Raw genomic sequence first — 24,500 nt, forward strand, 5'->3', positions numbered from 1 at the left:
ATTGCGGAATGTCTGAAAAGGGTTTCTCTGGACCTGGGGGAGGGGCGTAAGTACCATGAATAAAGCCGAAGTGATTCTTTCCGGCTGCCTCCGTTCGATCTCCTGCCTGAATCTCAATCTGCATTGATTATCATGCCTGGTTTCTTCAAATCTCTCATCGCGCTTTCAGTTTTTTTTCTGATGGGCACAGTCTGCCTTGCGGAAGATGAGGTGAATTTCAGCCGTGATGTGCTGCCGATCCTTTCGGATCGTTGTTTTCACTGTCATGGTCCCGATCCCACACATCGCGAAGCCGGCCTCAGGCTGGATCTCCGCGAAGCGGCAATCGAAGATCGGGATGGTACGACGGCGGTCGTTCCCGGGAAGCCGGAGCAGAGCGAGTTACTGGCACGAATCAGTACTGATGACAGTGACCTGCTGATGCCGCCAGTGGACTCGCACCGCAAGCCATTGACGAAGTCACAGGTGGAGACGATTCGCAAGTGGATTGAGCAGGGGGCGCAGTGGGGACGGCACTGGTCGTTTGAGCCGCCCGCGAAGGTGAAATTCAGCGCGGAAGAAACAAAGCAGCATCCGGTCGATGTGCTGGTACAACGAAAGCTGGCTGCTGAAGGGCTCACGCTCTCCCCTGCTGCTGCAAAGCGGACCCTGATCCGCCGAGTTTCCTTTGATCTGACGGGGTTGCCTCCCACGCCGGCCGAAGTCGACGCGTTTGTGAATGATGATTCGCCGGAAGCGTATGCGAAACTGGTAGATCGTCTGCTGAAATCAAAACATTACGGCGAGCGGATGGCGATGTGGTGGCTGGACCTGGCCCGCTATTCGGATACGGACGGGTTTCAACAGGATGCGACCCGCACGAACTGGCCCTGGCGGGACTGGGTGGTGCAGTCGTTCAATGCGAACAAGCCCTTCGATCAGTTTACGGTCGAGCAGTTTGCCGGTGATCTGCTGCCGAAGTCGACTCCCGAGCAGCAACTGGCGACCTGCTTCCATCGGAATCACATGACCAATGGTGAAGGGGGGCGCGACCCGGAAGAGTCGCGAATCGATTATGTCATCGACCGGGTAAATACTACGGGGACCGTCTGGCTGGGGCTGACGCTGGGCTGTTGCCAGTGTCATTCGCACAAATTCGATCCCATTTCGCAGGCCGATTATTACAGCCTGTTCGCCTTCTTCAACAGCATTGACGAAGACGGCAAAGCGGGGAGTCGCGCAAAGCCTTATCTGAAGTATAAATCACCGCTGGTGGAGCGGGCGATTAAAGAGGCCGAGCAGGTCGTGCAGGACCGCAAGCCGCTGGAAGCCGCCGCCCGCAAGCAGGCGGAAGCGGAATTCGAACCGTGGCTGGCGGAGCAGATACAAAGAGTCAAACAACAGGATTTTCAGTCCTGGTATCAGCCACAGATTACCGGTCTGAGTTCGGTGGAAGGGACGGTGTTGAAACAGGAAGCTGAGGGCATCATCCAGACGAGCGGGCCCATCCTGCGCCAGGATGACTATCGGCTGACTGCATCAACGGAGCTGCCGCGGATTACCGGACTGCGACTGGAGGTCTTTCCGCATCCCTCGCACACGGATGGTAAATTATCCCGGGGGAAAACCGGTGAATTCATTCTGACTGATGTGAAACTGCAGGTGCGTCGCGAGGGGAGCTCCCAGTTACGTGACATCGAAATAGCCTCTGCGGTGGCGGATGTTGAAAAGTCAGCCAAAGGTCGCAACTACGGCAAAATTAAAGACACACTCGATGACGATCCCCGTAACGGCTGGACGACCGAGACCTACTCGGCCCGCCAGCAACATACCGCGGTGTTTGCGCTGGCGGAGCCGCTGGTGCTGGAGCCGGGGGAAGAGCTGATCTTTGTGATGCTGCATCGCTCCACCGAGGGGGATGCGAACATTGGTCGGTTCCGACTGCTGCTGACCGATCAGCCGGGGCAGGCGGTGCGGTCACTTGATCCGATGCCGCTGGAAGCACTGGCCAAGGCGAAGGTGAAAGAGCCAGATGACCTGGATCCGAAATTGAGAAAGCGGCTGCTGGAACAGTTCCTGGTGGACCATGCCGATTACCAGAGAAGGAAGGCGGAGCTGGACCGGGCGAATGCCCAGTTGGCACAGGTCAAAAAAGCGGCCGGGGAACTGTCGGTGATGGTGCTGGCCGAACGCAAAGAATCGCGGAAGACGTATGTGCTGGAGCGGGGCGTCTGGGACAAGCATGGTAAAGAAGTTTCCCGCTCGGTGCCGGAAGCGATCCTGCCGATGCCTGCTGAGAAAACAAAAGACCGGCTGGACCTGGCACAGTGGCTGGTGGCGAAAGAGAACCCGTTAACGGCGCGGGTGGTGGTGAACCATCTCTGGCAGCTCTGTTTTGGTGCCGGGCTGGTGCGGACGCCGGGCGACTTCGGTCTGCAGGGAGAGGCGCCTACACACCCGGAACTGCTGGACTGGCTGGCCGTGGAGTTGATGGAACATAACTGGGATCTGCAGCACATTCTGAAACTGATCGTCACCAGCCGGACGTATCAGCAGCAAAGCGACGTTACACCCGAGCTGCTGACCCGCGATCCCGAGAACCGCTTGCTGGCCCGCGGTGCCCGTTTTCGTCTGCCCAGCTGGATGATTCACGATGCGGCCCTGCAGGCCAGTGGACTGCTAAACCCGGCACAAGGGGGACCGCCGGTGATGCCTTACCAGCCGCCGGGTGTCTGGGCCGAGATGTTCATGGGACGCTTCACGTATGAACCGAGCCAGGGGGCGGCGCAGTACCGCAGGAGCCTGTATGCGTTCTGGCGACGTTCGAGTGCGCCGACGTTTCTGTTCGACAGTGCCCAGAGGCGGGTCTGCGAAGTGCAGCCACGTCGGACGAATACTCCGCTACAAGCGCTGACCCTGTTGAACGATGTGACGATTCTGGAATCATCACGCGAGTTGGCACGGACAGCGATTCAACAGGAGCAGACGCCGGCTGAGCGGATCGATTTCATTGCCCAGCAGATTCTGTCCCGTGTACTGACTGCTCGGGAGCAGACAGTATTGGCGCGGGAGTATGAGCAGTCACGCGATTATTATCAGAGTCATCCCGAAGCAGCGCTGGAACTGCTTGATGTAGGACAGCCTCCGGCAAAAAGCAAAGTGGCACCCGATGAGCTGGCGTCCTGGATGGTGGTCGCGAGCATGATCTTTAACCTGGATGAGGCGATTACCCATGAATGAGCCACTGGAACATTCGGCACTGGAAGTCTCCCGCCGCTATTTTCTGGGGCAGGGCGCAGGCGTTGGCCTGGGCGCGATGGCACTGGGACTGCTGGAAGCGACGCGCAGTCAAGCGGCTGAGAAGGCACCAGCGATTGGTCTGCCCGATCTGCCGCACAAGCCACCCAAAGCGAAGAACGTGATCTTCCTGACGCAGTCGGGGGGACCGTCGCAGATTGAACTGTTCGATTACAAACCCAACTTGATGAAGTGGGCGGGGAAGGAACTGCCCGAAAGCGTACGGGGTGGACAGCGTCTGACGACGATGACCGCTAATCAGAAGCAGCTGATTATGCCTTCGCGGACGAAATTCAAACGCTATGGCGAGAGCGGGGCGACGCTGGGCGAGTGGCTGCCTTACCATGGTGAAGTGGCGGACGAGCTCTGCTTCATCAAGTCGATGAACACCGATCAGATCAATCATGCGCCGGCGATGACGAAGTTTTTGACCGGGCATCAGCTGCCGGGGCGACCGTCAATCGGGGCCTGGTCGAGTTATGGACTGGGGAGCGAGAACCGGAATCTGCCTGACTACCTGGTGTTGATCTCCAAGATGAAGCGGCCCAGCGATCAGCCGTTGTATGATCATTACTGGGGCAGCGGATTTCTGCCGTCCCGTTACCAGGGGGTGAAGCTGCGAAACGCGAAAGAGCCGGTCTTGTATCTGCGCGATCCGGACGGGATGCCGCGCCCGATTCGGCGGGGGATGCTGGACGGCATTGCGGAACTGAATCAGATGCGACTCGAGCAGACCGGGGATCCCGAAATTGAAACCCGGATCCGGCAGTACGAAATGGCGTGGCGGATGCAGTCGAGTATTCCCGAGCTGAATGATTTAAACGACGAGCCGGAATCGACGTTTGAGCTGTATGGCCCCGATTCGCGTCGGCCCGGCAGTTACGCAGCCAACTGTGTGCTGGCACGGCGGTTGATCGAGCGGGGCGTGCGGTTCGTGCAACTGTTTCACCCGGACTGGGATCATCACAGCCGTCTCGGATCCTGGTGCGTGGCCCGCTGTCGGGATACCGACCAGGCGAGTGCCGCTTTGGTGAAAGATCTCAAGCAGCGCGGTCTACTGGATGAGACCCTGGTGATCTGGGGCGGTGAGTTCGGCCGCGGTGTGGCGGGGCAGGGAAAATGGGACAGCCCCGAAGGAGGCCGCGACCATCATCCGCGGTGCTTCACAACCTGGCTGGCCGGGGGCGGTGTGAAACCGGGGATGACCTACGGCATGACTGATGAATTCAGTTACAACGTGGCCGAGGACCCGGTGCATGTCCGCGATCTGCATGCGACTGTGCTGCATCTGCTGGGCATTGATCACGAGCGATTTACGTATCGACATCAGGGACTTGATTTTAAACTGACGGGCGTTGAACCGTCCAGAATTGTTGAGGAGATACTGGTATGAGGCGGTGGACGCTGCTGTCACTATTTTTTGCAGGTATGTTTTGTGGGCTGGTGAGTGCTGTTGATGCACGCGAGCCGGATGCGGTAATTGATATCTGGTCCGGGCTGGCGCCGGGTGAAACGACAAAGAACACCGGGGAAAAATTGCCGCGACGGGAGAATGAAAATCCGCCGGCAACCCGCGTTAAAAATATTACGCGACCGCAGCTGTTTCTCTATCAGCCACCGGCCGGCAAACGGAACGGGTCAGCAGTGCTGATCTTTCCCGGCGGGGGCTATAACTACGTGGTCGCCGACAAAGAGGGTTCAGAGACGGCCCAGTGGTTAAATTCGATGGGGGTCACGGCGTTTGTGGTGCACTATCGGACCAAGCCTGGCAAGACTCCCCCCGAGCGGGCGAACGATAAGTTGCCGGCATTTTCTGAACGTCCCCTGCAGGACGGGCAGCGGGCATTGAGCCTGGTGCGCGAGCGGGCCAAAGAGTGGGATCTTAAACCAGACCAGATCGGTGTGATCGGTTTTTCGGCAGGCGGTCAGGCGGCAGCCCTGGTGACGTCCCGATTTGGCGAACGGGCGTATCCGTCAGAGGATGCGACCGACAAAGTTTCGTGTCGGCCGGACTTCAGCCTGCTGATTTATCCGTGGCGGCTGATGGATGACAAGACCGGAAAACTGAATGAAGTCTTCACGGTTTCGAAGAAGACACCACCGGTGTTCATGGCACATGCGCATGACGATCACGCGACGCCGTTGAGCAGTATTCTGTATTATACGGCTCTCAAAAATAACGGGGTCGGGGCCGAACTGCATATCTATGAGACGGGCGGTCACGGCTACGGGATGCGACCGGTGGCCGATTCGAATGTTGACAGCTGGACCGACCGCGCCGCAGACTGGCTGCGGCTGCGGAAGCTGGCTTCGCCGGAACGCGATTAATCTTCACTTAATCTTTTGAGGGAGCGGACTCGCAGTTCTTCAGGGCGAGCAGCGTGTAGGCGGTGACCAGGTTGGGGTCTCCTTCAAACCAGCGATTGGATTTGGAGTTGACCCAACTGCCGTTGTCCTGCTGCAGGGTAAACAGGTGTTTGGCGAGTTCCTTGCGCCAGTCGTGCGTGTTACCTTTGCTGTCTTTGACCTGCGCGAGGTCGGCGGTGTCAAGTGCTTTGGCAAACAACTGGTAATAGTAGTAGAGACCGTTGTCGCCCATCCCGGGGTTGTTCTGGACGGTGTAGTTTTTCTGAATCCAGTCCAGGGCGGCTTTGACGCGGGGATCTTTGGGAGTCAGTCCGGCGTAGATCATGCTTTTGAGGCCGGCATAGGTCATGCTGCCGTATGAGCGGAGGCCTTCGTCTTTGGTTTTGCCGGAAGGTGACGATCCGCCGGCGGCGACCGTGTAGTAGAAGCCGCCGTCGTTGATCTTCGCGGCAGCTGGGGATGTGTTATATTCGCTTTCCAGGTTCTGACAGCGGGAGACGAAGGTCAGTGCTTTCTGAATCGCAGGGTCGTCGTCTTTGGCGCCGGCGGCTTTGAGGGCCTGGATCATGAAGGCGGTGTTGGAGAGATCGGGGCGACCGCCGTCGGGGCTGTAGCCTGCACCGCCGTAGGAGAGATCGCTGGGTTTGACATCTTTGCTTTCATCGAATTGCAGACTGCGGAGGAATTTTCCGGCCTTGTTGATCTGCTCATCATATTTGCCCGATTTGTTGGCGGCCTGCAGGGCCATCAGTGCGACGGCGGTTTCATAGCCAGCGTGATTGCTGCGAGCCGAACAGATGCGACCATCTTCCTGACAGAAAGCAGACAAGCGGTTGAGTGCTTTGGCGACGGTGGGATCATCGAGGGGAACCCCCGATTCAATGAGCGCGGTGGTGACCAGGGCGGAGATGCCGGCGGCTTCGCTGAAGGTCCAGGTTCCATCCTCGTTCTGGGAGTTCTTGAGGAAGGTGATCGCTTTGTCGCGGGAGGCTTTGAGTAGAGCCGGTTCCGGTCCGTCCGCCATTACCAGACTGGTACTGAGACTGAGGACACCGACTAACATCACTCGAAGAAAACCGACCATTTGATACTCCTGACTGTTGAAAGAAATCTTGACGACTTCTGAGTCGCTAAATGCGAGAGCCGCAAAATGCGTTCCGATTTCCCTCAAGTCTACGGCTGGTCAAACCGCGAGGAAACCCTTTCTCTGAAGAGAAAAGGTGATTTGAGGTGTGGAAAATATCAGCGCGGGTGTCGCTAAAATCGTCAGGGGTACGATATGAGATCAGGAGTGGAGTATCTGCTTGACGACGTGTCCGTGCACGTCGGTGAGACGGAAGTCCCGTCCTGCGTGGCGGTAAGTGAGTTGTTCGTGGTCGAGTCCCATGATGTGCAGGATGGTGGCATGGAAGTCGTGGATGTGGACCAGGTCTTTCACAACGTAGTTACCGATGTCGTCGGATTCGCCGTGAATCACGCCGCCGCGTACATTTCCGCCGGCCAGCCAGCAGGAGAACGCGTTGGGGTGATGCGTGCGGGATTTGGTTCCCTTACCATCCTGGGCCCAGGGGGAGCGGCCGAATTCGGTACAGAAGACGAGCAGGGTTTCTTCGAACAGGCCCCGCTGTTTGAGGTCGGTGATCAGGGCGGCGATGGGCTGGTCGACGCGGCGGGCGTATTTTTCGTGCGAGGCCATGTCGCGGTGAGCAGCATCCCAGTTGTCCCGGCAGGCACCGACGGCATCGATGATTTCGACAAAGCGGACACCTCGTTCGATGAGACGGCGGGCCATAATGCACTGGGCCGCATAGCTGGCCTGGTCTCCCTGTGCGGCTCCGTAGAGTCCGAGTGTTGACTTCGATTCCCGGGAGAGGTCGAGTGCTTCAGGGGCCTGGCGCTGGAGACCGGAGGCGGCTTTGAAGGTACTCATGCGACCGGTGAGTTCGGAATCGGGATCGCGGCGATCCAGGTGCCGCTGATTCAGTTTCTGTAACAACGAGAGTTCAAGCTGCTGGCGGGAATGCGACGTGGGAGATTTGAGATAGGGGATCGGATCGTTGCCGGGCATGACGCGGACGCCGGTGTTGACTGCGGGGAGAAAGTTGGCATCCCACAGCTGGGGTCCGTTGTAGGGGCGATGTTCAGAAATGACGACGTGTGACGGGAGGTTCGGGTTGAATGACTTCAAGCCGTAACTCAGCCAGGCTCCCATGCCGGGCATGGCTGCGGTGGTGCTGCCGGTATGCAGTTGCAGGGTGGCTTCGCCGTGGTCGCGGTGATCGCAGTTCATGGAGCGGATCAACGCGACTTCGTGCATCTGTTTGCGGATCTCGGGGAAGAGGTCGCTGACTTCGGTGCCACACTCCCGGTTGGGGCGGAATTTCCAGAGCGGGGCTTTGAGATAGCGTTCGACTTTGGGCTGACCGGAGACCGCGGCTTTGTTTTCGTTGCCAATCGACTGGTCGTGCCGCTTGGTGAGTTCGGGTTTGGGGTCGAAGGTGTCGACGTGCGAGTAGCCTCCGGACATGTAGAGCATGATTACATGTTTGGCACGGGGCCGGTGATGGGGGGCGGCGAGTTCGGCGGGCAATACGCGGGGAAGCCAGAGACCTGCGGACGTTCCCAGGCCAGCCTGCAGAAGCTGTCGTCGTGAGATCAATGGAGAATCGGACATTCTGCGTTCCTGTTGTATTGCGGGGTCAGTCAATAAAAAAGAACTCGTTACTGGTGAGCAGAACTTTGGCCAGTCCGGTCCAGGCGGAAGGGACCTCTGTTGCTGAATCCTGCGTTTGTTCTGCTGCCAGTTGTGCCTGGTACGTTTTGAGAAACTCAAGGGTGTCTGCCTGTTCGGATTCGGTGGGGCTGCGACCGTAGGCCAACTGCCAGGCTAGTTCCACCTGTTCTGCAGATGTCGAATATGTCTGTTCGATACGCTGGGCCAAGGCGGCTGCCTGCCGGGGCACGAAGGGAGCGTTCAACAGGTAGAGTGCCTGGGTGGGCAGATGCGAGCTGTGCCGACTGCCCGAGGTTTCGTTGGTTTCGGGACCGTTAAAGCGACCCAGGAAAGGATGCTTGTAGAGCCGCTGTGTCATCAGATAGACGCTGCGTTTGTTGGTCTCAAAAACTTCGTGGAAGGGACCGTTGAGGCTGTAGCCTTTTTTATGCCAGGGAATGAACGGGTGCGGGCCGCCCTGTTCGCGGTCGAGTTCGCCGGAGACGAAGAGCATGGCATCGCGAATGGATTCGGCGTCGAGGCGGCGGCGGGTGTGTTTCCAGAGGTAGACGTTGTCCGGATCGCGGCGACTGTTTTCCGGCTGGTCCCGGCTGTCGAGGCGATAGACGTGGGTCAGCATGATCTGTCGATGCAGGGCTTTGAGCGACCACTGGTGTGCGATCAGTTGACTGGCCAGATAATCGAGCAGCTCTGGATGGGAGGGGGCTTCACCGAGGACGCCGAAATTATCGACGGTTTTAACGAGTCCCTGTCCGAAGTGGTGATACCAGAGCCGGTTGACGATCACGCGGGCGGTGAGGGGGTGTTCCGGATCGGTCAGCCAGCGGGCCAGTTCGAGGCGTCCCGAGTGCTGTTTGTCGAGGTCCGGTTTCGACTCCGAGATGACGCTGATGAACTGGCGGGGGACGACATCCCCCTGGTTCTCCGGATCGCCGCGGCGGTGCAGACGGCTGTGATGCGGTTTGCCGTCGATGACGGCGTAGAGCATCTCCACGGGAGGTTGCTTGACCAGACGGGCCTTTTCCTTTTTGAGCCAGGGGAGGCCGTGCAGCATCAGTTCGCGAAACTTCCCTTGTTTGGTGTTGAGGAGTTTCTGCCGACGGGCTTCCAGTTTGTCGAATGGTTTGCCAGCTTGTTTCGCCTGTTCGATTTTTGCGGCGACCTGTTTATATTCCTTGAGAGTCGGTTTTAACCACGGGCGGAAGTGATTGCGGATCTGGTGCTGATAGTGGCTGAGCAATTTCCAGTAATCGTTGATTTTCTGTTGTGAACCGGGTGTGTTTTCCGCGGAGACCAGTTGCGTGGGAGAGGGCTGATTCGAGGCGCCCATGCTGGGGTAGAGAGTGCTTTCGAAGATGCCGTAGAGTCCGTAGTAGTCGGTGGCGAGCATCGGATCGAATTTATGATCGTGACAGCGGGCGCATTTGAGCGTGACGCCCATGAGTCCGCGGCCGATGGTATCGATGGTGTCGTCGATGGTAAGGTGCTGATCTTCAAAACGGGTGTTGCCGAACCGGCGGGAGAGGGCGATGAAGCCGGTAGCGATTTTGAGTTGTCGAGCCCGGGCCGGATCGGATTCCTGTTGGGAGAGAATGTCGCCGGCGAGCTGGGCGGTGAGAAACTGATCGTAGGGGAGATCCGCGTTGAGGGAGTCAATGACCCAGTTGCGATAGAGGTAGGCACCGGGGATCGGGAAATCGCCGACGTCTCCCTGGGTGTCTGCGTAACGGGCAACATCCAGCCAGTGACGGCCCCAGCGTTCCCCGTATGCGGGAGAGGCGAGCAGGCGATCGACGACGCTAGCGAACGCGGTTTCGTCTGCAGCCGGATCGTTGAGGAAGTCTGTGATTTCCTGTGGCGTGGGGGGCAGGCCGGTGAGATCGTAAGTGGCCCGGCGGATCAGTGTTCTGCGGTCGGCCAGAGGCACGGGCGTCAGTTGTTCTGTTTGCAGGCGGGCATAGATGAAGCGATCGATGGCGGTGTTGGACCAGTCCGCATTTTCAATTGTGGGTGGTGTGACATCTTTGCGGGGCAGGAAGCACCAGTGGCTGGTGGTCAGTTTTTCGGCTGACTTTGTGTCTGTGGTGGGGCGTGCTTTCGTCTGTTCTTCAGGCCAGGGAGCGCCCCATTCAATCCAGCGTTTGAAGTGCCCCAGTGTTTCGGCATTGAGCCGCTCTTCCGCATCGGGAGGCATTTTCAGTTCTTTGTGGGTCCGCTGAATGGATTGAAAGAGCAGGCTGGCCTGTGGGTTACCGGGGACGATGGCGGGGCCGAAGTCGCCCCCTTTGAGTAGATCGCCGCGGGATTGCAGGGCGAGCGGGCTTTCCGCGTCTGCGCCGCCTGTATGGCAGTCGGCACATTTTTCGATCAGGACCGGGCGGATATGCAGTTCGAAGAATTCAAGCTGCTGGTCGCGGGAGGGGGCCGGTTCCGCTGCGGAGAGTGAGCTGCACAGCAGAAGTAAGGCTGCTATGGTCACGATCCTGGCAGTTTGAAGTCGATTCTGTTTCGTCATCGTCGAACCCTTCAAGGGATGGATTCAATATCTGATCAGCCGCGCTGGATGCCGGCTTTCTGGAAGGCAGGGGCGATATTCTGATAGCAGGTCTTCGCAGCCGCGACGGGATCGTAGCCGGGCTGTTTGAAGACCATGCCGCTGACTTCGCAGCAGATGTCTCCGCGGTAACCTCCCTCGACAGCGAGTTTGAGCAGGCGGACGTAATCGATGTCGCCGCTTTCGCCGGGGAGCACAAAGCGAGCTTTGTTGTCTTTGAGAACGGTGTCTTTAATCTGGATGAAGCTGGTGTAGGGGAGCATGGTTTTCAGCGAATCTTCGAGGGAAATGTCGCGGTGTGTGAAATGGCTAAAATCATAGTTGAGGCGAATCCAGGGGCTGTTGATCTGTTCGACGAGCCAGACGCCCTGTTCGGGGCGATCAACGACTCCGCCCCGGTGTGGCTTGACGGCGATGACGGTTTGTGTGCTCTCTGCGACCTGGGCCCAGCCTTGGAGGTTGTCGCGCATTTCCTCTTTGCGGTCTTCCCACTTGCCGCTGCCCGCGGTGGTTTCGATGAGCGGGGGCTGATCGGGTTTGAGGTCGTGCCCCAGCTGGGCGGCCCGTTTGAGACGTTCGAGGACCGGTTTCTGACTGGCAGGGGAGCCGGTGAGGTCACAGTGTTCCATCAAGGATGCGAGCTTGAGGCCGGTGTCGTCGAGCTTACTGGCGATTGCCTTTCTGCGCTGCGGATTGAGTTTGAGCGGTGTGGCGTCCCAGGCATCCATCAGACAGAGTTCGGTGGAGTCGTAGCCAATGTCTGCGACGGTCTGCAGGGCCTGTTCGGTCTGCATCTTTGGCATGCCGTAGAGGCTGAAGCCGAGGGTGAGCGTCGGCGGTGCGGTTTTACCGGCGAAGAGTGGCGACAGGCCCGGTAGTGCCAGGCAGGCGGCACTGGCGGAGGAGAGAAACTGACGACGGGACATAGACTGCATGCAAGCTGCTCCTGAGGCGGGGAGTGAGTTCTGACTGAGATCCGTAGTAGGTTTACATATAGGCGGATCTTTATCATAGCAGCAGACAGCTGGCTAAACCATCACTATTCCGCTTTCACACCAGACATTTTCAGGAAGCATATCGTCGCATTCAGGGGCTGAGGAAATCGGCCTCTTTGAATTTGAGACGGACGGGCCCCTGCATGGTGGTGACCCACAGATCGCCGGGATGGGCTTCGAAAACGTAGGGGTAGGAGACACGGTTTTCGCGTTTCTGTCCCGGGGGAGTCAGATCACGGGCGATGACAGTCGGCTTGCTCCAGGATTGACAATCATCGTCGGAGAAAGCGAGCGACAGTTCTTCGCGGCGACCTGTGCGTTTCTGGGGATCGCGGAAGCGGTTCCAGAGCATGACGATGCGTCCGCTCTCGAGTCGCTGCAGAATCGCGGGGGATGAACTGGCGGGAATTTCCGAGGGGCGAATGGTGCGCCAGGAAGCCCCTTCATCTTCAGAGAAGGCTTCCCAGAAGCGGCCGAATTTGGTGCGGATCAGCTGGTAGATGCGTCCGTCTTTGAGTTCGACGATGGTCCCCTCCATGGCGCCGTCGTGATCGCCGGAACCGCCGAGGTCGATCATATTGCTGTGTTTCCAGGTCTCGCCTTCATCGTCAGAGTAATAGGTATGCGAGACGTGCCTGCCGGGATTGGCGATGGACTGGGAGACGACGACGATGATGCGGCCCGACTTGGTCTGGATCATGCTGCGTACGGCACCGCACCAGCCGTGGTCCTGGAGGATCTGAGGTGTGAGCCATGTTTTTCCGTTATCGGTACTGCGGATGACATAGACGGGGAGGTAGCAGTCGGATTGCGGGCCTCCCAGTTTGTCGTTCCAGTTGAATTTGCGTTCGGCCAGATTCATGCAGACGAGGAGGATCGTCCCTTTGCGGGTCTGGATCAGTGCGCGTTCGTTGCTGGTGTGGAACTTTTCCGGTTCGGCATAGAGGGGCGTGGCCTGCCAGGTCTTCCCTTCATCCTCGCTGATCAGCGACTGTTTGGTGTCGGGAGCAAGGATGTTGCCATCCGTCAGACGGATGAAGGGACCGAGATGCTTGTGGGGGAGTTTGCTGGTCTGAGGGTGATTCCATTCCTCGGCTTTCGCTGATGAAAGGGAGAGCAGGAGCCCGGTGAGGAGCAGCGGGATGGTTGGTCTAAGTTGCATGTCTGATACCTGACTTATGAGGGAGCCTGTTTCAGTTTTTCAGATCAAAGTCGAGAACCAGGGGGTCGCCGCCCGCTTCAATGTCGGCTTCGAGTTCCGAATTTTTGTGGTACTTGTCGGGAACCGGGATGGCGGGTTTCGTGGCGGCGTCGATTTCTCCCAGTGACATACCGGCGGTATCGGCGGGGAGGATGGGCGCGCCTTTGATTTCGACACGCTGTTTACCAATGGGGACGCCCCCTTTGTTGGTAACTTCGTACTTGCCGTCCCGAATTTTTCCGGCAGCGATAGGTCCTTCGGGCAGCGGGCGAAAGCGGATCACGCCTCCTTCAAGGGGGGCGCCATCCAGGGTGACGGTACCAGTGACAACGCGGCGGTCGGGGGCATCGCTGATCCCCCCGCAGCCAACCAGCAGTAAGAGAGCCGGTAAGAGCAATAACCCTTTTGCGGGCATGGTAAACTCCTTGAAACAGTGCAGGCTGACGCGAAAGCCTGCACGAACATTATGAATGCACAATCATTGAATGAATCAGCGTCGAGAATTAATACTCGCCAACAACTTCACCACCGGCCCGGGTCGTGAGTGCTGTGAGCGTTCCCTGGTCAATGTTTTCGGAGAGGAAATGTACCGAACCATCGCCGAAGACAAAGTGACAGCCACCTACGTGATAGCTGGAGAAGCCCTGTGGCCGGAAAGCGAAGGTACCGCCGCCGGGAACGGTGTCAATACTGTTGATACCATTGCTGGTATCGAAGACATCGTAGCCGGTGTAGGAGTTTCCGTTGAGGCCACTCGAAGCGAGCGAACCTGTGATTTCACCCACCATGAGCGTGTTGCTGGAGCCATCGATGATGTCGCGCATTCTGACTTTCGAGATGGCGTAGAGGACCCCGTTACCGACCGAAGTGGGTCGCACGCCGGAGCCGCTGTTACATTTCCAGCTGACGGAGTCGGCAACGCCGCCCATGTCGGTGCGGGGCATGCCGTTTGGGAGTGCGCCTGCGAAAGCACCGTTTTTGTTGACGATGGTGTCAGGCTGTGGATTGCTGGGACAGAGGAACGGCACTACCGGGTTGAGGCAGGTCGTATTAGAGAAATTCGCGGGGACAAAGGGAGTCGGCCCGGAGAAGTTCAGGTTGTTGTAAATATTGGCCTGATCGAGGTAGGGCAGGATACGGGTGCCCCAGGAAAACATGTGCGCGCCTGAGTAGCCACTGCAGCCTCCACTGATGCCGGCCCCGATGGGAAAGACAGTGTAGGTGTCGTGATAGTTCTGCAGAGCGAGTCCAACCTGTTTGAAGTTGTTTTTGCAGGACGATCTGCGGGCCGCCTCACGAGCCTGCTGAACCGCGGGCAGGAGTAAAGCGATCAGGATGGCAATAATGGCAATCACGACCAGAAGTTCAATCAGCGTAAATCCACGAGCTCTCACCTTGGAATGGAAACGGAACATGGAAGCATCTCCCAACATAAACGCAAAAAAATAAATGCTATGATCACCCTGGCACACAGGTGCATAGATAACAGATTCAGGGATATAAATAAAAAACTGCTGCAGTCCCAGGGCTGACCGGAAAATGCCGGATCAGAACTGGTTCTGCTGCCAAATCGATTGTTCGAAATTCAAGTCATTTATGTTGTTCGCCTGAGGCGTTTAATTTGTCGTCGAATCTTTACTGGGCGCCTTTAACTGCGGCTTCAAGTGTTCTGTCAGGTATTTCGTAGCCAGGTCAACATTGCGGTCGGCGATGGCATTGGCAATCTGTTCGTGCTCACGCAGCCCGCTTTCCCGGGGCGGACATCCGTAGACATCGCCCGCGTGGAAGTAGTCGAGCAGGACGCCATGGAACTGTTGCACAAAGTTTCCATGCGAGGCACCCAGAATCGTTTCGTGGAACAGGCAGTCCAGTTCCTTGTAGGCTTTGCTGGTTCCCTGAGGATCTTCGTCCAGGTTCCGCATGACCCGTTTCATTTCTGCCACGATGGTCTGCAGGCGGATGATTTCTTCGGTGGAGATCAATTCAACGGCCAGGGCGATGGAGCCGATTTCAATCACGGCCCGCAACTGTTGCAATTCGCGCCAGCCGTCCGCACTGGCGACCTGGGGAACCAGGGCATTGCGGAGTACGGTGGAGAAGTTATCTGCTTCGCCGACACAGAGCCCGAGCCCCTGTCTGCCGACGACTACTCCCAGACCGCGGAGTGAGCCAACCGCCTCCCGGACGACGGTTCGTGAAACGCCGAATTCACTGGCCAGATCAGCTTCGGTTCCCAGACGGGTTCCGGGAGCCAGTCGATCATTGCGAATCCTGGCGCACAGCTGTTCTGCGAGCTCAGCACTTAAGGTTCGGGAGTCAGAACCGATGACCGGAGAATCACTCTGCAGTGTGTTCATGCAACGAATATCCTGTGAGCGCGACAATGAATGTCAGAAATGATGGCGTTTCAATGCGTGGCTCGAGCGGCCGTACACGAAGAACATCACAGATTTCCGTATGTCTGTCATGGCATCTGCCATAGACTAATGTAATATAAATATTTAGATTGTATGACAATCTGGTTTATTATCATATAACTCGATATTTACCCGTCAAGACAATTCTGATCTTTTGCTCAAGAATGCTCATGTTTACCAAGTGCCTCTGGTAAGGTACGCCTTTGTTACTGGGACTGTTATTTCAAGTGGAATCGAGACTGACTTACCAGGGAAATCGAAATGGATGTTGAGCGGTTTACGTTGGGCGAGGGGGAGACCCCGCTGGTGCGATCGCGGCGGATCGGACCAGCCGTGGGGCTGGAGCATTTATATTTCAAACTGGAGACGGTGAATCCGACCGGTTCTTATAAAGATCGTTTTGCGGCAGCCGCGATCAACGAGATGCTGTCACAGGGGAAGCGGCGGGTGGTGACCTGTTCGAGCGGCAATGCAGGTTCGGCCCTGGCAGCTTACAGTGCCGCTGCGGGACTGGAATGTGAGGTCGCGGTCTTCATAGGGGCTCCCGAGAATAAACTGAAACAGATGCTGGCCTACGGTGCTCGTGTCTGGAGGATTGAAGGCTTTGGTGCTGATCCGGAAATCAGCCGCGCCACGTTCAAATGTCTCAAACAGATCGGGGCTGCCGCTGATGCGGCGCTGCAGGTGAGCAGTTATCAGTTCAACCCGGTGGGCATGGCGGGAGTCGAAGTGATTGGACACGAACTGGTCACACAGACGGCTGCTTTCAATCGATCGATCGATCATGTTGTCTGCTGTGCAGGTGGTGGAGGTCTGCTGCTGGCGGTCTATCGTGGTTTAAAGACGGCGCTGGAAGGGAAGGAACAAGTCGATTTCCCGGCCATCCACTGCGTTCAGCCTGCGGGGAATAATACGATTGCCGGCCCGTTGCGAGAGGGAAGCAGTCTGGCCCGATCCTGTGAAAGCACGACCGCGGTAGGAGGTCTGCAGGTGGCGAATGTGCTGGATGGGCACGAAGTGATTCGCGTCTGCAGAGAGACCGGAGGCAACGGTTACCTGGTTGCCGATGATTACATATTTGAGGTACAGGCCCGCCTGGCGCGCGAGGAGGGCATTTTCTGTGAACCGGCGGCAGCCGTTTCGCTGGCAGGAGTATTACGAGCCGTGGCGCAGGGAGAAATCGCTGCGGATGAAACGGTGGTCTGTCTGATTACCGGTACCGGTTTCAAGGACCAGTGTGCCATTGATCGGATGCTGGCTGATACGAACTGTCCCGTGATCAGCCTGTCGGAATTCCAGAAGCAAAGTTTGTAAATTCTTAACAAGGGAAGCAGTTTCAATATGACCAGTTCGATCAAAATGATTACCGCTCTGGGGACTCCGTTGACTCCGGAAGAAGACCTGCACGTCGAAGGGCTGGAAGCCCATCTGCAGGATCAGCTGGACCACGGTATTAACGGTTTCCTGGTTGCAGGTACGATGGGGCTGATGCAGCTCTTGAAGGAGCGCACCTATCGCGATCTGGTTGCCCGGAGTGTGACATGTAACGCCGGACGTGCGGAACTGCTGGTGGGCGTCGGCGATACGAGCTATGTGCGGACGCTGGAGCGGATTCGGATGGTGGAAGAGTATGACATCGACGGCGTCGTGGCATTGGCTCCCTTTTTCATCAAGTACAGTCAATCTGACCTGATTGATTATTACCAGTCGCTGGCAGATGCGAGTTCCCGCCCCATGTTTCTGTATGACTTGCCTCAGACGACGGGAACCAAACTGGAAGTGGCGACCGTGCTGCAACTGGCCCAGCATCCGAACATCCACGGCATTAAGTGTTCCGATCACTTTGTGACAATCCGGCCGGTGCTGGATGCGATTGGTGATGAATTTCGCGTGATCGTCGCCCAGCCAACTCTGATGGATGTGCTGCTGCGTGCGGGTGTTCGCGAGCATCTGGACGGGATCTATGGCGTTGTGCCGGAGTGGATCGCGGCGATGGTGACCGCGACAGAAGCGGAAGACTGGGAGACCCTGGCGACAGTGCAGCAGGATCTTTCTGCCTTACTCACACTGCTGCAGACGTTTTCTGCGCCGCTGTTTTCCACGGTGACCGCATTACTGAACCGACGGGGAATTCCCGGTAATTTTGCGCCGCGGCCTATGCGTCCCATCACGGAGGTAGAAGAGGCAGCCCTGTTTGAACTGCCCCTGGTGAAAAAGATGTTTGCCGGTAAAACGGTCACCGCAGCGGAGTGAAAGCACGTCTGAGGAAGACAGGTCACTCGACCTGTTTGACGAGCTTGTGTACGGTTTCTGAAATGAGATCTTCCGTCTGTTCGGACCAGCGGTAAGCGGGACGGCCGTATTCATAGAGATTCGAGCCCCCCTCGTAACCTCCTTCGAGCCAGACCCGTTTGGATGGGATGTAGGAGATCATGTCGTCAGCATATCCGCAGACCCAGGTGCCCGGGCCGAACTCGCGTTTGAAACGGAGTGAATAATCGACGACGGTTTCGGCGCCCATGCCGATCATAAGGGTTTCCTTGCCCAGCCGCCAAGCGTGAATGGGATAGGGATAGGCGGAGGGGAAGGTCTCTCCCTGATCCAGTTTTTTCAGGAGCCGTTTGGCCCACCTTTGTTTGATGGCACTTCCGCTTTTGGTATCCGCTTCGAGGTCGGCGCGGGTGACGACTTTGAGGTAAGGAAGATCAACATAAGTGAAAGCGGTTTTTAAACCGGGGGAAACGTTCTGCAACGGCTGCTTTAAGGCTTCTTCGACGGCGACAGCCAGCATGTGTCCGTATTTTTCACAGAGTTCGACTTTCCGGCGGGGGAGCGGGTTCTGATCACCGCCGCAGGTGTTGACGAACATGGCCAGGGTGCCCGGATGATTTTTTTCGATCTCCAGTTGTGCGAAGCCGGGATAGTCGCCACAGATTTTTGTGAAGCTGAGTGTCGTGGGATGACAGGCATAGCCAAACAGGACAGCCGCCAGCTGGCCATCGGGGCGGGTGACGGTCAGGATGGGGACGTCGTGATCGACGGGGCCCACGAGTGCCTTCCCCGCTTTGAGCAGATTGGGAATGTCGGCTTCACGGTTGTTACGGCGATTGACGGCGAACGTGGTATGACCGTTGCCCTGCTTGAGTGTCGCGGGGGCGAGATTATCAAGTGCTTCGCCGATCATGGCGACGGTTTTTTCGACCATACGGTCCGTGTACTCGGCGACGGTTTTATCCTGCTCCGGCGTGGTGGGATAGTAATCGTAAAGGTCGTCTCCGAGCCGGGGCCCACAGTGATTATGCGAGAAGGTAAACATGATCTGGCGGCGTTCCAGATCATACTTCGTTTTGATTTTTTTGAAGACGCGATCGCTCATGCTTTTGGGGACGCCCTGGAAATCGCTGGTGATCAGGACAGCGCGTTCGCCACCTGGTGCTTCAAGTGCGAGGGCTTTCATCCAGATGTCATGCAGCTTGCCATCGGGGGCACGTTTGGATCCATAGCCAGCCAGCCAGACACCGGTTTCGGGAGTGATTTTGGCCTTGGCTAAACCGGCGTGCCACTGTTCTGCAGCCGCGAGACTTGTCGTGCCCAGGAGCAGAACACTGAAGGCGAGCAGAAACGAACGTCGGGGGAGGCGGAGTGTGTGGGAGAGCAAGGTGAGGCCGGGCATGTTGCTGCTTTCTGTGTGCGGGAAACAGGAGCTCTGAGTGAATCGGTTAAATTCTAATGTATGTTTATAAAATGGAAATCGCAAGGGGATTCGAAGGATCAGAGCGAATGAGGTCGCCAGAAGCATCTGTAAAGAAAATAATGCTGGGACTGGGAGGACGCGCGTTGAGAGGCGTGTGAGAGAACGTCAGCGCGTGACGGAGGTCGACTTGCGGGCGAGTCGCGCGGCGATCTGAGGAATCAGAACGTTGCGGTCGATGGGCTTGGTCAGGCAGTCATCAAAGCCGACGCTCAGGCAGCGTTCGAGTTCGCCCGTGAGTGCATGCGCGGTGAGTGCAACGATGGGACCTGTGTAACCTGCGGCGCGGAGGGCAATGGTTGCCTGGTAGCCGTCGAGGACGGGCATCTGCAGATCCATCAGGATCAGGTCGAAAGGGGATTCCGACTGCAGGGCCATATCGACACCCTGCTGTCCATTCGCGGCAATCATGATCTCGGCACCAGCGCGGTTGAGCAGGAAGCGGATCAACCGCTGATTGTCGAGATTGTCTTCCACTACCAGGATGCGCCCCTGCAGGCGACTGTTGGCGGAGAATGATCGGGGATCGGGTAGATCGAGTTCTCCAGCCTCTTGTGATGACAGCATGCGGACCTGATCCAAGGGGCCGGTCGCGATTGCAAAAGTGAATTCGCTGTGCTCTGAGGCGTCCTGTTCGAGGCGGATTTCGCCCTGCAGGAGTTCTGCAATGCGGCTGATGATCGTAAATCCTGAGCCGGCTTTTCCTCGCTTGTCTGTCGTCGTTGCGGCTGCCTGGCGAAAAGGTTGAAAGACGTGCTGACGCTGATCGGTGGGAATGCCCATGCCGGTATCGCTGACACGGAAGCAGAAGGCCTGCTGTGACGGCTCGCAGCTGAGTGTGAGTCGGATGTGTCCCTCGGTGGTCAGTTTGAGTGCATTGGTCAACAGGTTGACCAGCGCCTGTTTCAGGAGTGTGGGATCGGTTTGGATTGTTTCCGGAACGGTGCCTTCGATTTCCAGATGAATCGTATTATTCAACGCGCGGGCCTGTTCGGATAACTGGTCGACGACTTCGCGTCCGATCTGGATGGGATGGACCTGCAACTTTTCGATTTCGAGAAGTCCCGATTCCAGTCGGGAGAGTTCCAGGATTTCATTGATGACATCCAGCAGGTAGTTACTGTTACGCCGGATGGTTTTGACGGCTCGATTCTGATCTTCATCCGAAAGGGTTTTATTCTGCAACAGTTCCGTGAAACCCAGGATGGCGGTCATCGGTGTGCGGATTTCATGACTCATGTAAGCCAGGAATTCGCAGCGGGCGCGTGTTGCAGCAGCGGCGACGGCCTGTGCCTGCTTGAGTTCTTCGCGCGTTGCCTGCAGTTCCCGACGCAACCGGGCTGTCTCTGTTTCCTCGGTAGTGGATGTGTCCTGGTGAGGCTGTTGAGGGACGACTGGCAGACTGGAGGGCACGGGGTTGTTTTGAGGAGAGAACGCTTCGCGGAATGTCTCCCGCACCGACTCTTCGAGTCTGTTGAGAATCTGCGAAACTTGTGTGTGTGATAAATCGGGTCTGGGCATTCCCGCGTGACTCCACTGGTTAAGCGAGCGGGCCAGTACCGCTGCCGCATCACGTCTTCTGAAGTATGAGAACCTGATGCATGTCTTCTTAAAACGGCTTTCTATCTCAGGATTTCTTCGTTATCGGTCGCCGTTCGTCAGGCGCGAACCTGATTTTGTGGAGTCTGGGAGACACACGCGGATTTAAGGGAAACACCTGTTTCTTCAGTGAGTGGTTTCCAGCAGCCTGATCGCCGTGGCTGCCCTGACCGATTCTGGCTGCTTTTGATTGAAGGTGACTGAAAGTAGTGTCCGCATGGGGCGTTTTGGGCATCTTTAGAATGCAGATTCAGGGGATGTTTTCTGACTTTGATTTTCTGAATCGAATCGAAATCAACGTAATAAGTCTGCAGGAAATAGTCAGCGTGAGCAGGGAGGAGATTCAATTCAAACTGATTTCTGATTAGTAAAGGAAGTTGTTAATTGTCTGTAAGTGGTGAATGTGTGGTGAACATCGACTGTTTTTTATGAATTCCGGTTCGAATTAAAGGATGTATAGATTGCCCACGCGTCAAGTTTACATAAAATTCACATGGCTTTAACGAAGAATACGTTCTTCGAGATCTTCTGAGTGCGTCGGTTTTCCAACGATACCCGCCTCTTTCCGATCACGGTTCCTCCCCGGGTGAAGCGCTCATATCGAACCATTATTATTCTATCATTCCGTACTGCCCGGTACGGATTCATCACAATCTTAACAGTGTAAGGGGTCCAAACTATGCACTCAAAGATGAATGCAAAACGAGGTTTTACTTTGATTGAATTGCTGGTGGTCATTGCGATCATCGCGATTCTGATCGCACTCTTACTGCCCGCGGTGCAACAGGCACGCGAGGCTGCTCGCCGCAGTACCTGCAAGAATAATCTGAAGCAGCTCGGACTGGCGATGCACAACTATCACGATACGCACCGCACATTTCCTCCGGGAGCTGTCTGGTATGGTATCGGTTCCGCTCCGGAAGATGGACGTCACGCTGACTGGGGTACGACCTGGGTCGTACAGGTTCTGCCCTTTATGGATCAGGCCAACCTGTACAACAATTACAACATGTCTCTGAAGGCCCGCAGTGCGAATGCAAGCACTACTAACAGCGTGTTGCAGGCGAAGATTCCCAGCCTGATCTGTCCTTCTCAGCCCGGCGTTGATCGCAGTCTGCTGACACAGGATTTCACCGGGTTTTCCAGAATCACCTATGCGGCATCGGTAGGCGCTGGTTCAACCATGACACGTACTGACTTCAACAATCCGAACCGACGTGGTTTCTTCAGTGCGGTAGCTCAGAATGGCGCGAAAATCCGTGACGTCACTGATGGATCGTCCAACTCGATCATGCTGAGTGAAATCGTTGTCGGTCAGGTCACCTCTGATGACAAGGGGGCCTGGGGCTGGTGTACCGGGGCTCTGTTCGCAGGACGGAATAACAACGGGATTCTGACACCGAACGCGAAAGTTTATGACGCGACTCCCTATGCATCCAATAATACCACCGATAACAACTTTAACCGTCGGAATAACCCCGACCGAACCGGGACTCTTTCCGGCCAGGCGGCACGCAGTTTCCATGTTGGTGGCGTACATGCTACCATGGGTGACGGTGCTGTGCGTTTCCTTTCAGAAAACATTGATCAGAATACTTATCTGAATCTGCTGTCAATTTCTGATGGTAACGTAATTGGTGAATTCTAAACGATTCGCGATCACGAATTCGTAAACACAAACAGCTCCAATGAATTTAATTGGAGCTGTTTTTTTAATTCAGAAGACAAAGGCTTAGACAAATGAAAATCAGTATTGGTATCGGCAGACAACTGCTCTGCTGCCTGGCATTGTTTCTCTTCACTGTATCGCTCGCAGGCTGTGGTGGTCCGCCCTCTACGCCTCCTCCCAGCGATACGGAAAAAAGCGAAATGGTGCAGAAATCCATTGATGAATTCATTGCCTCTGCCAAAAAACAGCCCAAAGCGGCGGCACAGAAACTGTCGATTCTGATGGAATCACTGGAATCGTATGCTACCGAATTCGAAGGCCCTTATATCGAATTGCGGGATGAAGCAAAGAAACTGCAGGAGCTGTATCAGAGTTCTGCAGCGAAAGATAAGATCGAAGCCCAGTTGGAGGTGCTCAAGCAGAAGGCGAGCTCCCTCTCTGGTGGGGCAGCCGCTGAGTAGTCGGCATTCGATGTGAAATCAAACAGACAGATCCGCTGATCGCATTCTGGAGACAGAGATGTGATCAGCGGATTTTTTACGTCTATTTGATGGTCAGTGATTTAAGGCTGCCGTTCTGTGAAAAATCCGGTCCGAACTGGAGAGCTGCGGTAATCTGCAGATCGGGATAACCGGCGACGGTAATCCGTGGCGGCGTTGTATAGCCGGAGCCGGCGCGCGTGATTTTGAAACCAGTCACCTTACCATCTTTGATGACGGCGGTCGCTGAAGCGGGCGTTCGTTTCCAGACTTCTCCGTTGTGGGGCTGATAGCGGTAGTAGTTGGAGACTTCGTCCAGTCGTTCATTGGTGATGCCGTATTTGCCGAGGGCCGCCAGCAGGACTTCTTTGTTGGCGCGGGCCCGGGCTTCCGTGGGGGCACCGTTGCGGGCCGGCCGGACGTTGCTGAATGCATCTCGAAAGACCTGGGGCTCGACACCCAGGGCAGCAGCGATCAGGTTCACAGGGCGACCATGATCGCGGGGATCGGTTTCGTAGCCTCCCTCGATGATTACGGTGCCTGCGGGGACGTTCTCGGAAACAGCAGGGGGAAGTGGCGCGTCAATGTGATCACGATCGGGACGGGGCGGTCGCGGAGAATACTCGCGTGGGAAATTTTTTCGTGGGGAATTTTCTCTGGGCGGACCGTGGTGAGGGCGGCCTTCGTGATGGTTGCGATCGGAGGACGGACCCGGGCGACCTTGCTCGCGACGGTCACGTTCATGTCGATCGTGCCCGTGGCGCGGGCGTTCATGATGGGCGTCTGGTCGTTCGCCCCGCTGCGGGGGGCCATGATGTCCGGGACGTTCTGCATGTTGATGTCTGCCGCGCTCCATGGGGGGCGGTCCGTGACGATCATCGCGTCGATGTCCCTGATCTTCTAGAGGGCGGGGAGGACGGGGAAGTTCTTCCCGGGTCAGGCTGCCATTCTGATCACGGTCGAGATTCTTGAGGGCGACTGCGGACTGATCCATTTCGTTTGTGGAGATACGGCCATCCTGATCGGTATCGAACAGGACCATGAACGGATCGGGTGGCGGACCTCCCGGGCAATGACAGTCACGATCTCCTCTGCCACGTGGCTGTTGAGATGAGACGCCCGTCGTAATTAATCCCGCGACAGCAACAAACGCAATGAGGTATTTCATCAGCATGGCTCTCCCGTTATGAGTGAAGGGACTCAATTCAGCACGATTTCAGCAATCACTGCAACGGAATTGCATAGAAAACGGCCCGATGCAGGAATTAACGGAGCGGTGGGAAGATGACAACCGATTTTTTCGAAGGAAATGAAATTAATCGTTGGAGCGTGAACTTCCTGGCAGGTGGAGCCCTCTTGAAAGAGTGATTCAACTGACTGAGTTGATGATGTTACTGGAATGAAAGATACTGATCGCAGCACAGCAGTCCTGACTGAGATTTAAGTCGATCAAAATTT

18 protein-coding genes are annotated in these 24,500 nt (G+C 56.6%); 7 read left to right on the top strand and 11 right to left on the bottom strand.

What is annotated here, in order from left to right:
- Positions 1-210 precede the first annotated feature (210 nt).
- Genes HG66A1_RS07170 through HG66A1_RS07180 form a run of 3 tightly spaced genes read left to right on the top strand, consistent with a single transcriptional unit; the run spans position 211 to position 5,604 of the window.
- Positions 211-3,219: a PSD1 and planctomycete cytochrome C domain-containing protein gene (locus HG66A1_RS07170; protein ID WP_232106769.1), complete on the top strand. Its 3,009-nt coding sequence runs from the start codon at positions 211-213 to the stop codon at positions 3,217-3,219.
- Positions 3,212-4,669: a DUF1501 domain-containing protein gene (locus HG66A1_RS07175; protein WP_145181501.1), complete on the top strand. Its 1,458-nt coding sequence runs from the start codon at positions 3,212-3,214 to the stop codon at positions 4,667-4,669. The genes HG66A1_RS07170 and HG66A1_RS07175 overlap by 8 nt, the downstream gene beginning before the upstream one ends.
- Positions 4,666-5,604 carry an alpha/beta hydrolase gene (locus HG66A1_RS07180; RefSeq protein ID WP_145181502.1) on the top strand — a complete coding sequence of 313 codons (939 nt, stop codon included), beginning with the start codon at positions 4,666-4,668 and terminating at the stop codon, positions 5,602-5,604. The genes HG66A1_RS07175 and HG66A1_RS07180 overlap by 4 nt, the downstream gene beginning before the upstream one ends.
- A 7-nt stretch (positions 5,605-5,611) precedes the next feature.
- On the opposite strand, the gene HG66A1_RS07185 is transcribed toward HG66A1_RS07180, so the two are convergent.
- The 8 genes from HG66A1_RS07185 to HG66A1_RS07220 all read right to left on the bottom strand — a co-directional run bounded on the left by HG66A1_RS07185 (position 5,612) and on the right by HG66A1_RS07220 (position 15,484).
- A complete protein-coding gene (locus HG66A1_RS07185) occupies positions 5,612-6,727 on the bottom strand; it encodes a prenyltransferase/squalene oxidase repeat-containing protein (RefSeq protein ID WP_145181503.1) in 1,116 nt (371 codons plus the stop codon).
- 201 nt (positions 6,728-6,928) lie between these two features.
- On the bottom strand, positions 6,929-8,317 hold the full coding sequence (locus tag HG66A1_RS07190) for a DUF1501 domain-containing protein (RefSeq protein ID WP_145181504.1): 1,389 nt from the start codon (positions 8,315-8,317) through the stop codon (positions 6,929-6,931).
- A gap of 25 nt (positions 8,318-8,342) precedes the next feature.
- Positions 8,343-10,892: a PSD1 and planctomycete cytochrome C domain-containing protein gene (locus HG66A1_RS07195; RefSeq protein ID WP_145181505.1), complete on the bottom strand. Its 2,550-nt coding sequence runs from the start codon at positions 10,890-10,892 to the stop codon at positions 8,343-8,345.
- Positions 10,893-10,927: 35 nt separating this feature from the next.
- Positions 10,928-11,866: a sugar phosphate isomerase/epimerase family protein gene (locus HG66A1_RS07200; RefSeq protein WP_145181506.1), complete on the bottom strand. Its 939-nt coding sequence runs from the start codon at positions 11,864-11,866 to the stop codon at positions 10,928-10,930.
- A 151-nt stretch (positions 11,867-12,017) separates the two neighbouring features.
- Entirely contained in the window at positions 12,018-13,088 is a 1,071-nt protein-coding gene (locus HG66A1_RS07205; protein WP_145181507.1) for a sialidase family protein, read from the bottom strand.
- Positions 13,089-13,119: 31 nt separating this feature from the next.
- Entirely contained in the window at positions 13,120-13,542 is a 423-nt protein-coding gene (locus HG66A1_RS07210) for a hypothetical protein (RefSeq protein ID WP_145181508.1), read from the bottom strand.
- Positions 13,543-13,630: 88 nt separating this feature from the next.
- The gene (locus tag HG66A1_RS07215) at positions 13,631-14,542 is read right to left on the bottom strand and encodes a DUF1559 domain-containing protein (protein ID WP_145181509.1); all 912 of its coding nucleotides are present in this window, start codon (positions 14,540-14,542) and stop codon (positions 13,631-13,633) included.
- Positions 14,543-14,743: 201 nt separating this feature from the next.
- Entirely contained in the window at positions 14,744-15,484 is a 741-nt protein-coding gene (locus HG66A1_RS07220) for a FadR/GntR family transcriptional regulator (protein WP_145181510.1), read from the bottom strand.
- A gap of 321 nt (positions 15,485-15,805) precedes the next feature.
- On the opposite strand from HG66A1_RS07220, the gene HG66A1_RS07225 reads away from it, so the two are divergent.
- Both HG66A1_RS07225 and HG66A1_RS07230 read left to right on the top strand, forming a co-directional pair.
- Complete coding sequence (locus tag HG66A1_RS07225; RefSeq protein ID WP_145181511.1) at positions 15,806-16,858, top strand: pyridoxal-phosphate dependent enzyme; 1,053 nt, start codon at positions 15,806-15,808, stop codon at positions 16,856-16,858.
- Positions 16,859-16,885: 27 nt separating this feature from the next.
- On the top strand, positions 16,886-17,797 hold the full coding sequence (locus tag HG66A1_RS07230; RefSeq protein ID WP_145181512.1) for a dihydrodipicolinate synthase family protein: 912 nt from the start codon (positions 16,886-16,888) through the stop codon (positions 17,795-17,797).
- Positions 17,798-17,819: 22 nt separating this feature from the next.
- Here the strand turns inward: HG66A1_RS07230 and HG66A1_RS07235 are convergent, their stop codons facing one another.
- Both HG66A1_RS07235 and HG66A1_RS07240 read right to left on the bottom strand, forming a co-directional pair.
- The gene (locus tag HG66A1_RS07235) at positions 17,820-19,217 is read right to left on the bottom strand and encodes a neutral/alkaline non-lysosomal ceramidase N-terminal domain-containing protein (protein ID WP_145181513.1); all 1,398 of its coding nucleotides are present in this window, start codon (positions 19,215-19,217) and stop codon (positions 17,820-17,822) included.
- A gap of 186 nt (positions 19,218-19,403) precedes the next feature.
- A complete protein-coding gene (locus HG66A1_RS07240; RefSeq protein WP_145181514.1) occupies positions 19,404-20,816 on the bottom strand; it encodes a response regulator in 1,413 nt (470 codons plus the stop codon).
- A gap of 757 nt (positions 20,817-21,573) precedes the next feature.
- Between HG66A1_RS07240 and HG66A1_RS07245 the strand changes: the two genes are divergently transcribed.
- Together HG66A1_RS07245 and HG66A1_RS07250 are read left to right on the top strand one after the other, a co-directional pair.
- Positions 21,574-22,542 (top strand): DUF1559 domain-containing protein, encoded by a 969-nt coding sequence (locus HG66A1_RS07245; protein WP_145181515.1) that lies wholly within the window; start codon positions 21,574-21,576, stop codon positions 22,540-22,542.
- A gap of 92 nt (positions 22,543-22,634) precedes the next feature.
- Positions 22,635-23,024 carry a hypothetical protein gene (locus HG66A1_RS07250; RefSeq protein ID WP_145181516.1) on the top strand — a complete coding sequence of 130 codons (390 nt, stop codon included), beginning with the start codon at positions 22,635-22,637 and terminating at the stop codon, positions 23,022-23,024.
- Positions 23,025-23,106: 82 nt separating this feature from the next.
- On the opposite strand, the gene HG66A1_RS07255 is transcribed toward HG66A1_RS07250, so the two are convergent.
- Positions 23,107-24,210, bottom strand: a complete 1,104-nt coding sequence (locus HG66A1_RS07255; protein WP_145181517.1) for a hypothetical protein — start codon at positions 24,208-24,210, stop codon at positions 23,107-23,109.
- Positions 24,211-24,500: the final 290 nt, after the last annotated feature.

Origin of the sequence: Gimesia chilikensis (assembly GCF_007744075.1) — a bacterium.
In the GTDB taxonomy this organism is placed as follows: domain Bacteria; phylum Planctomycetota; class Planctomycetia; order Planctomycetales; family Planctomycetaceae; genus Gimesia; species Gimesia chilikensis_A.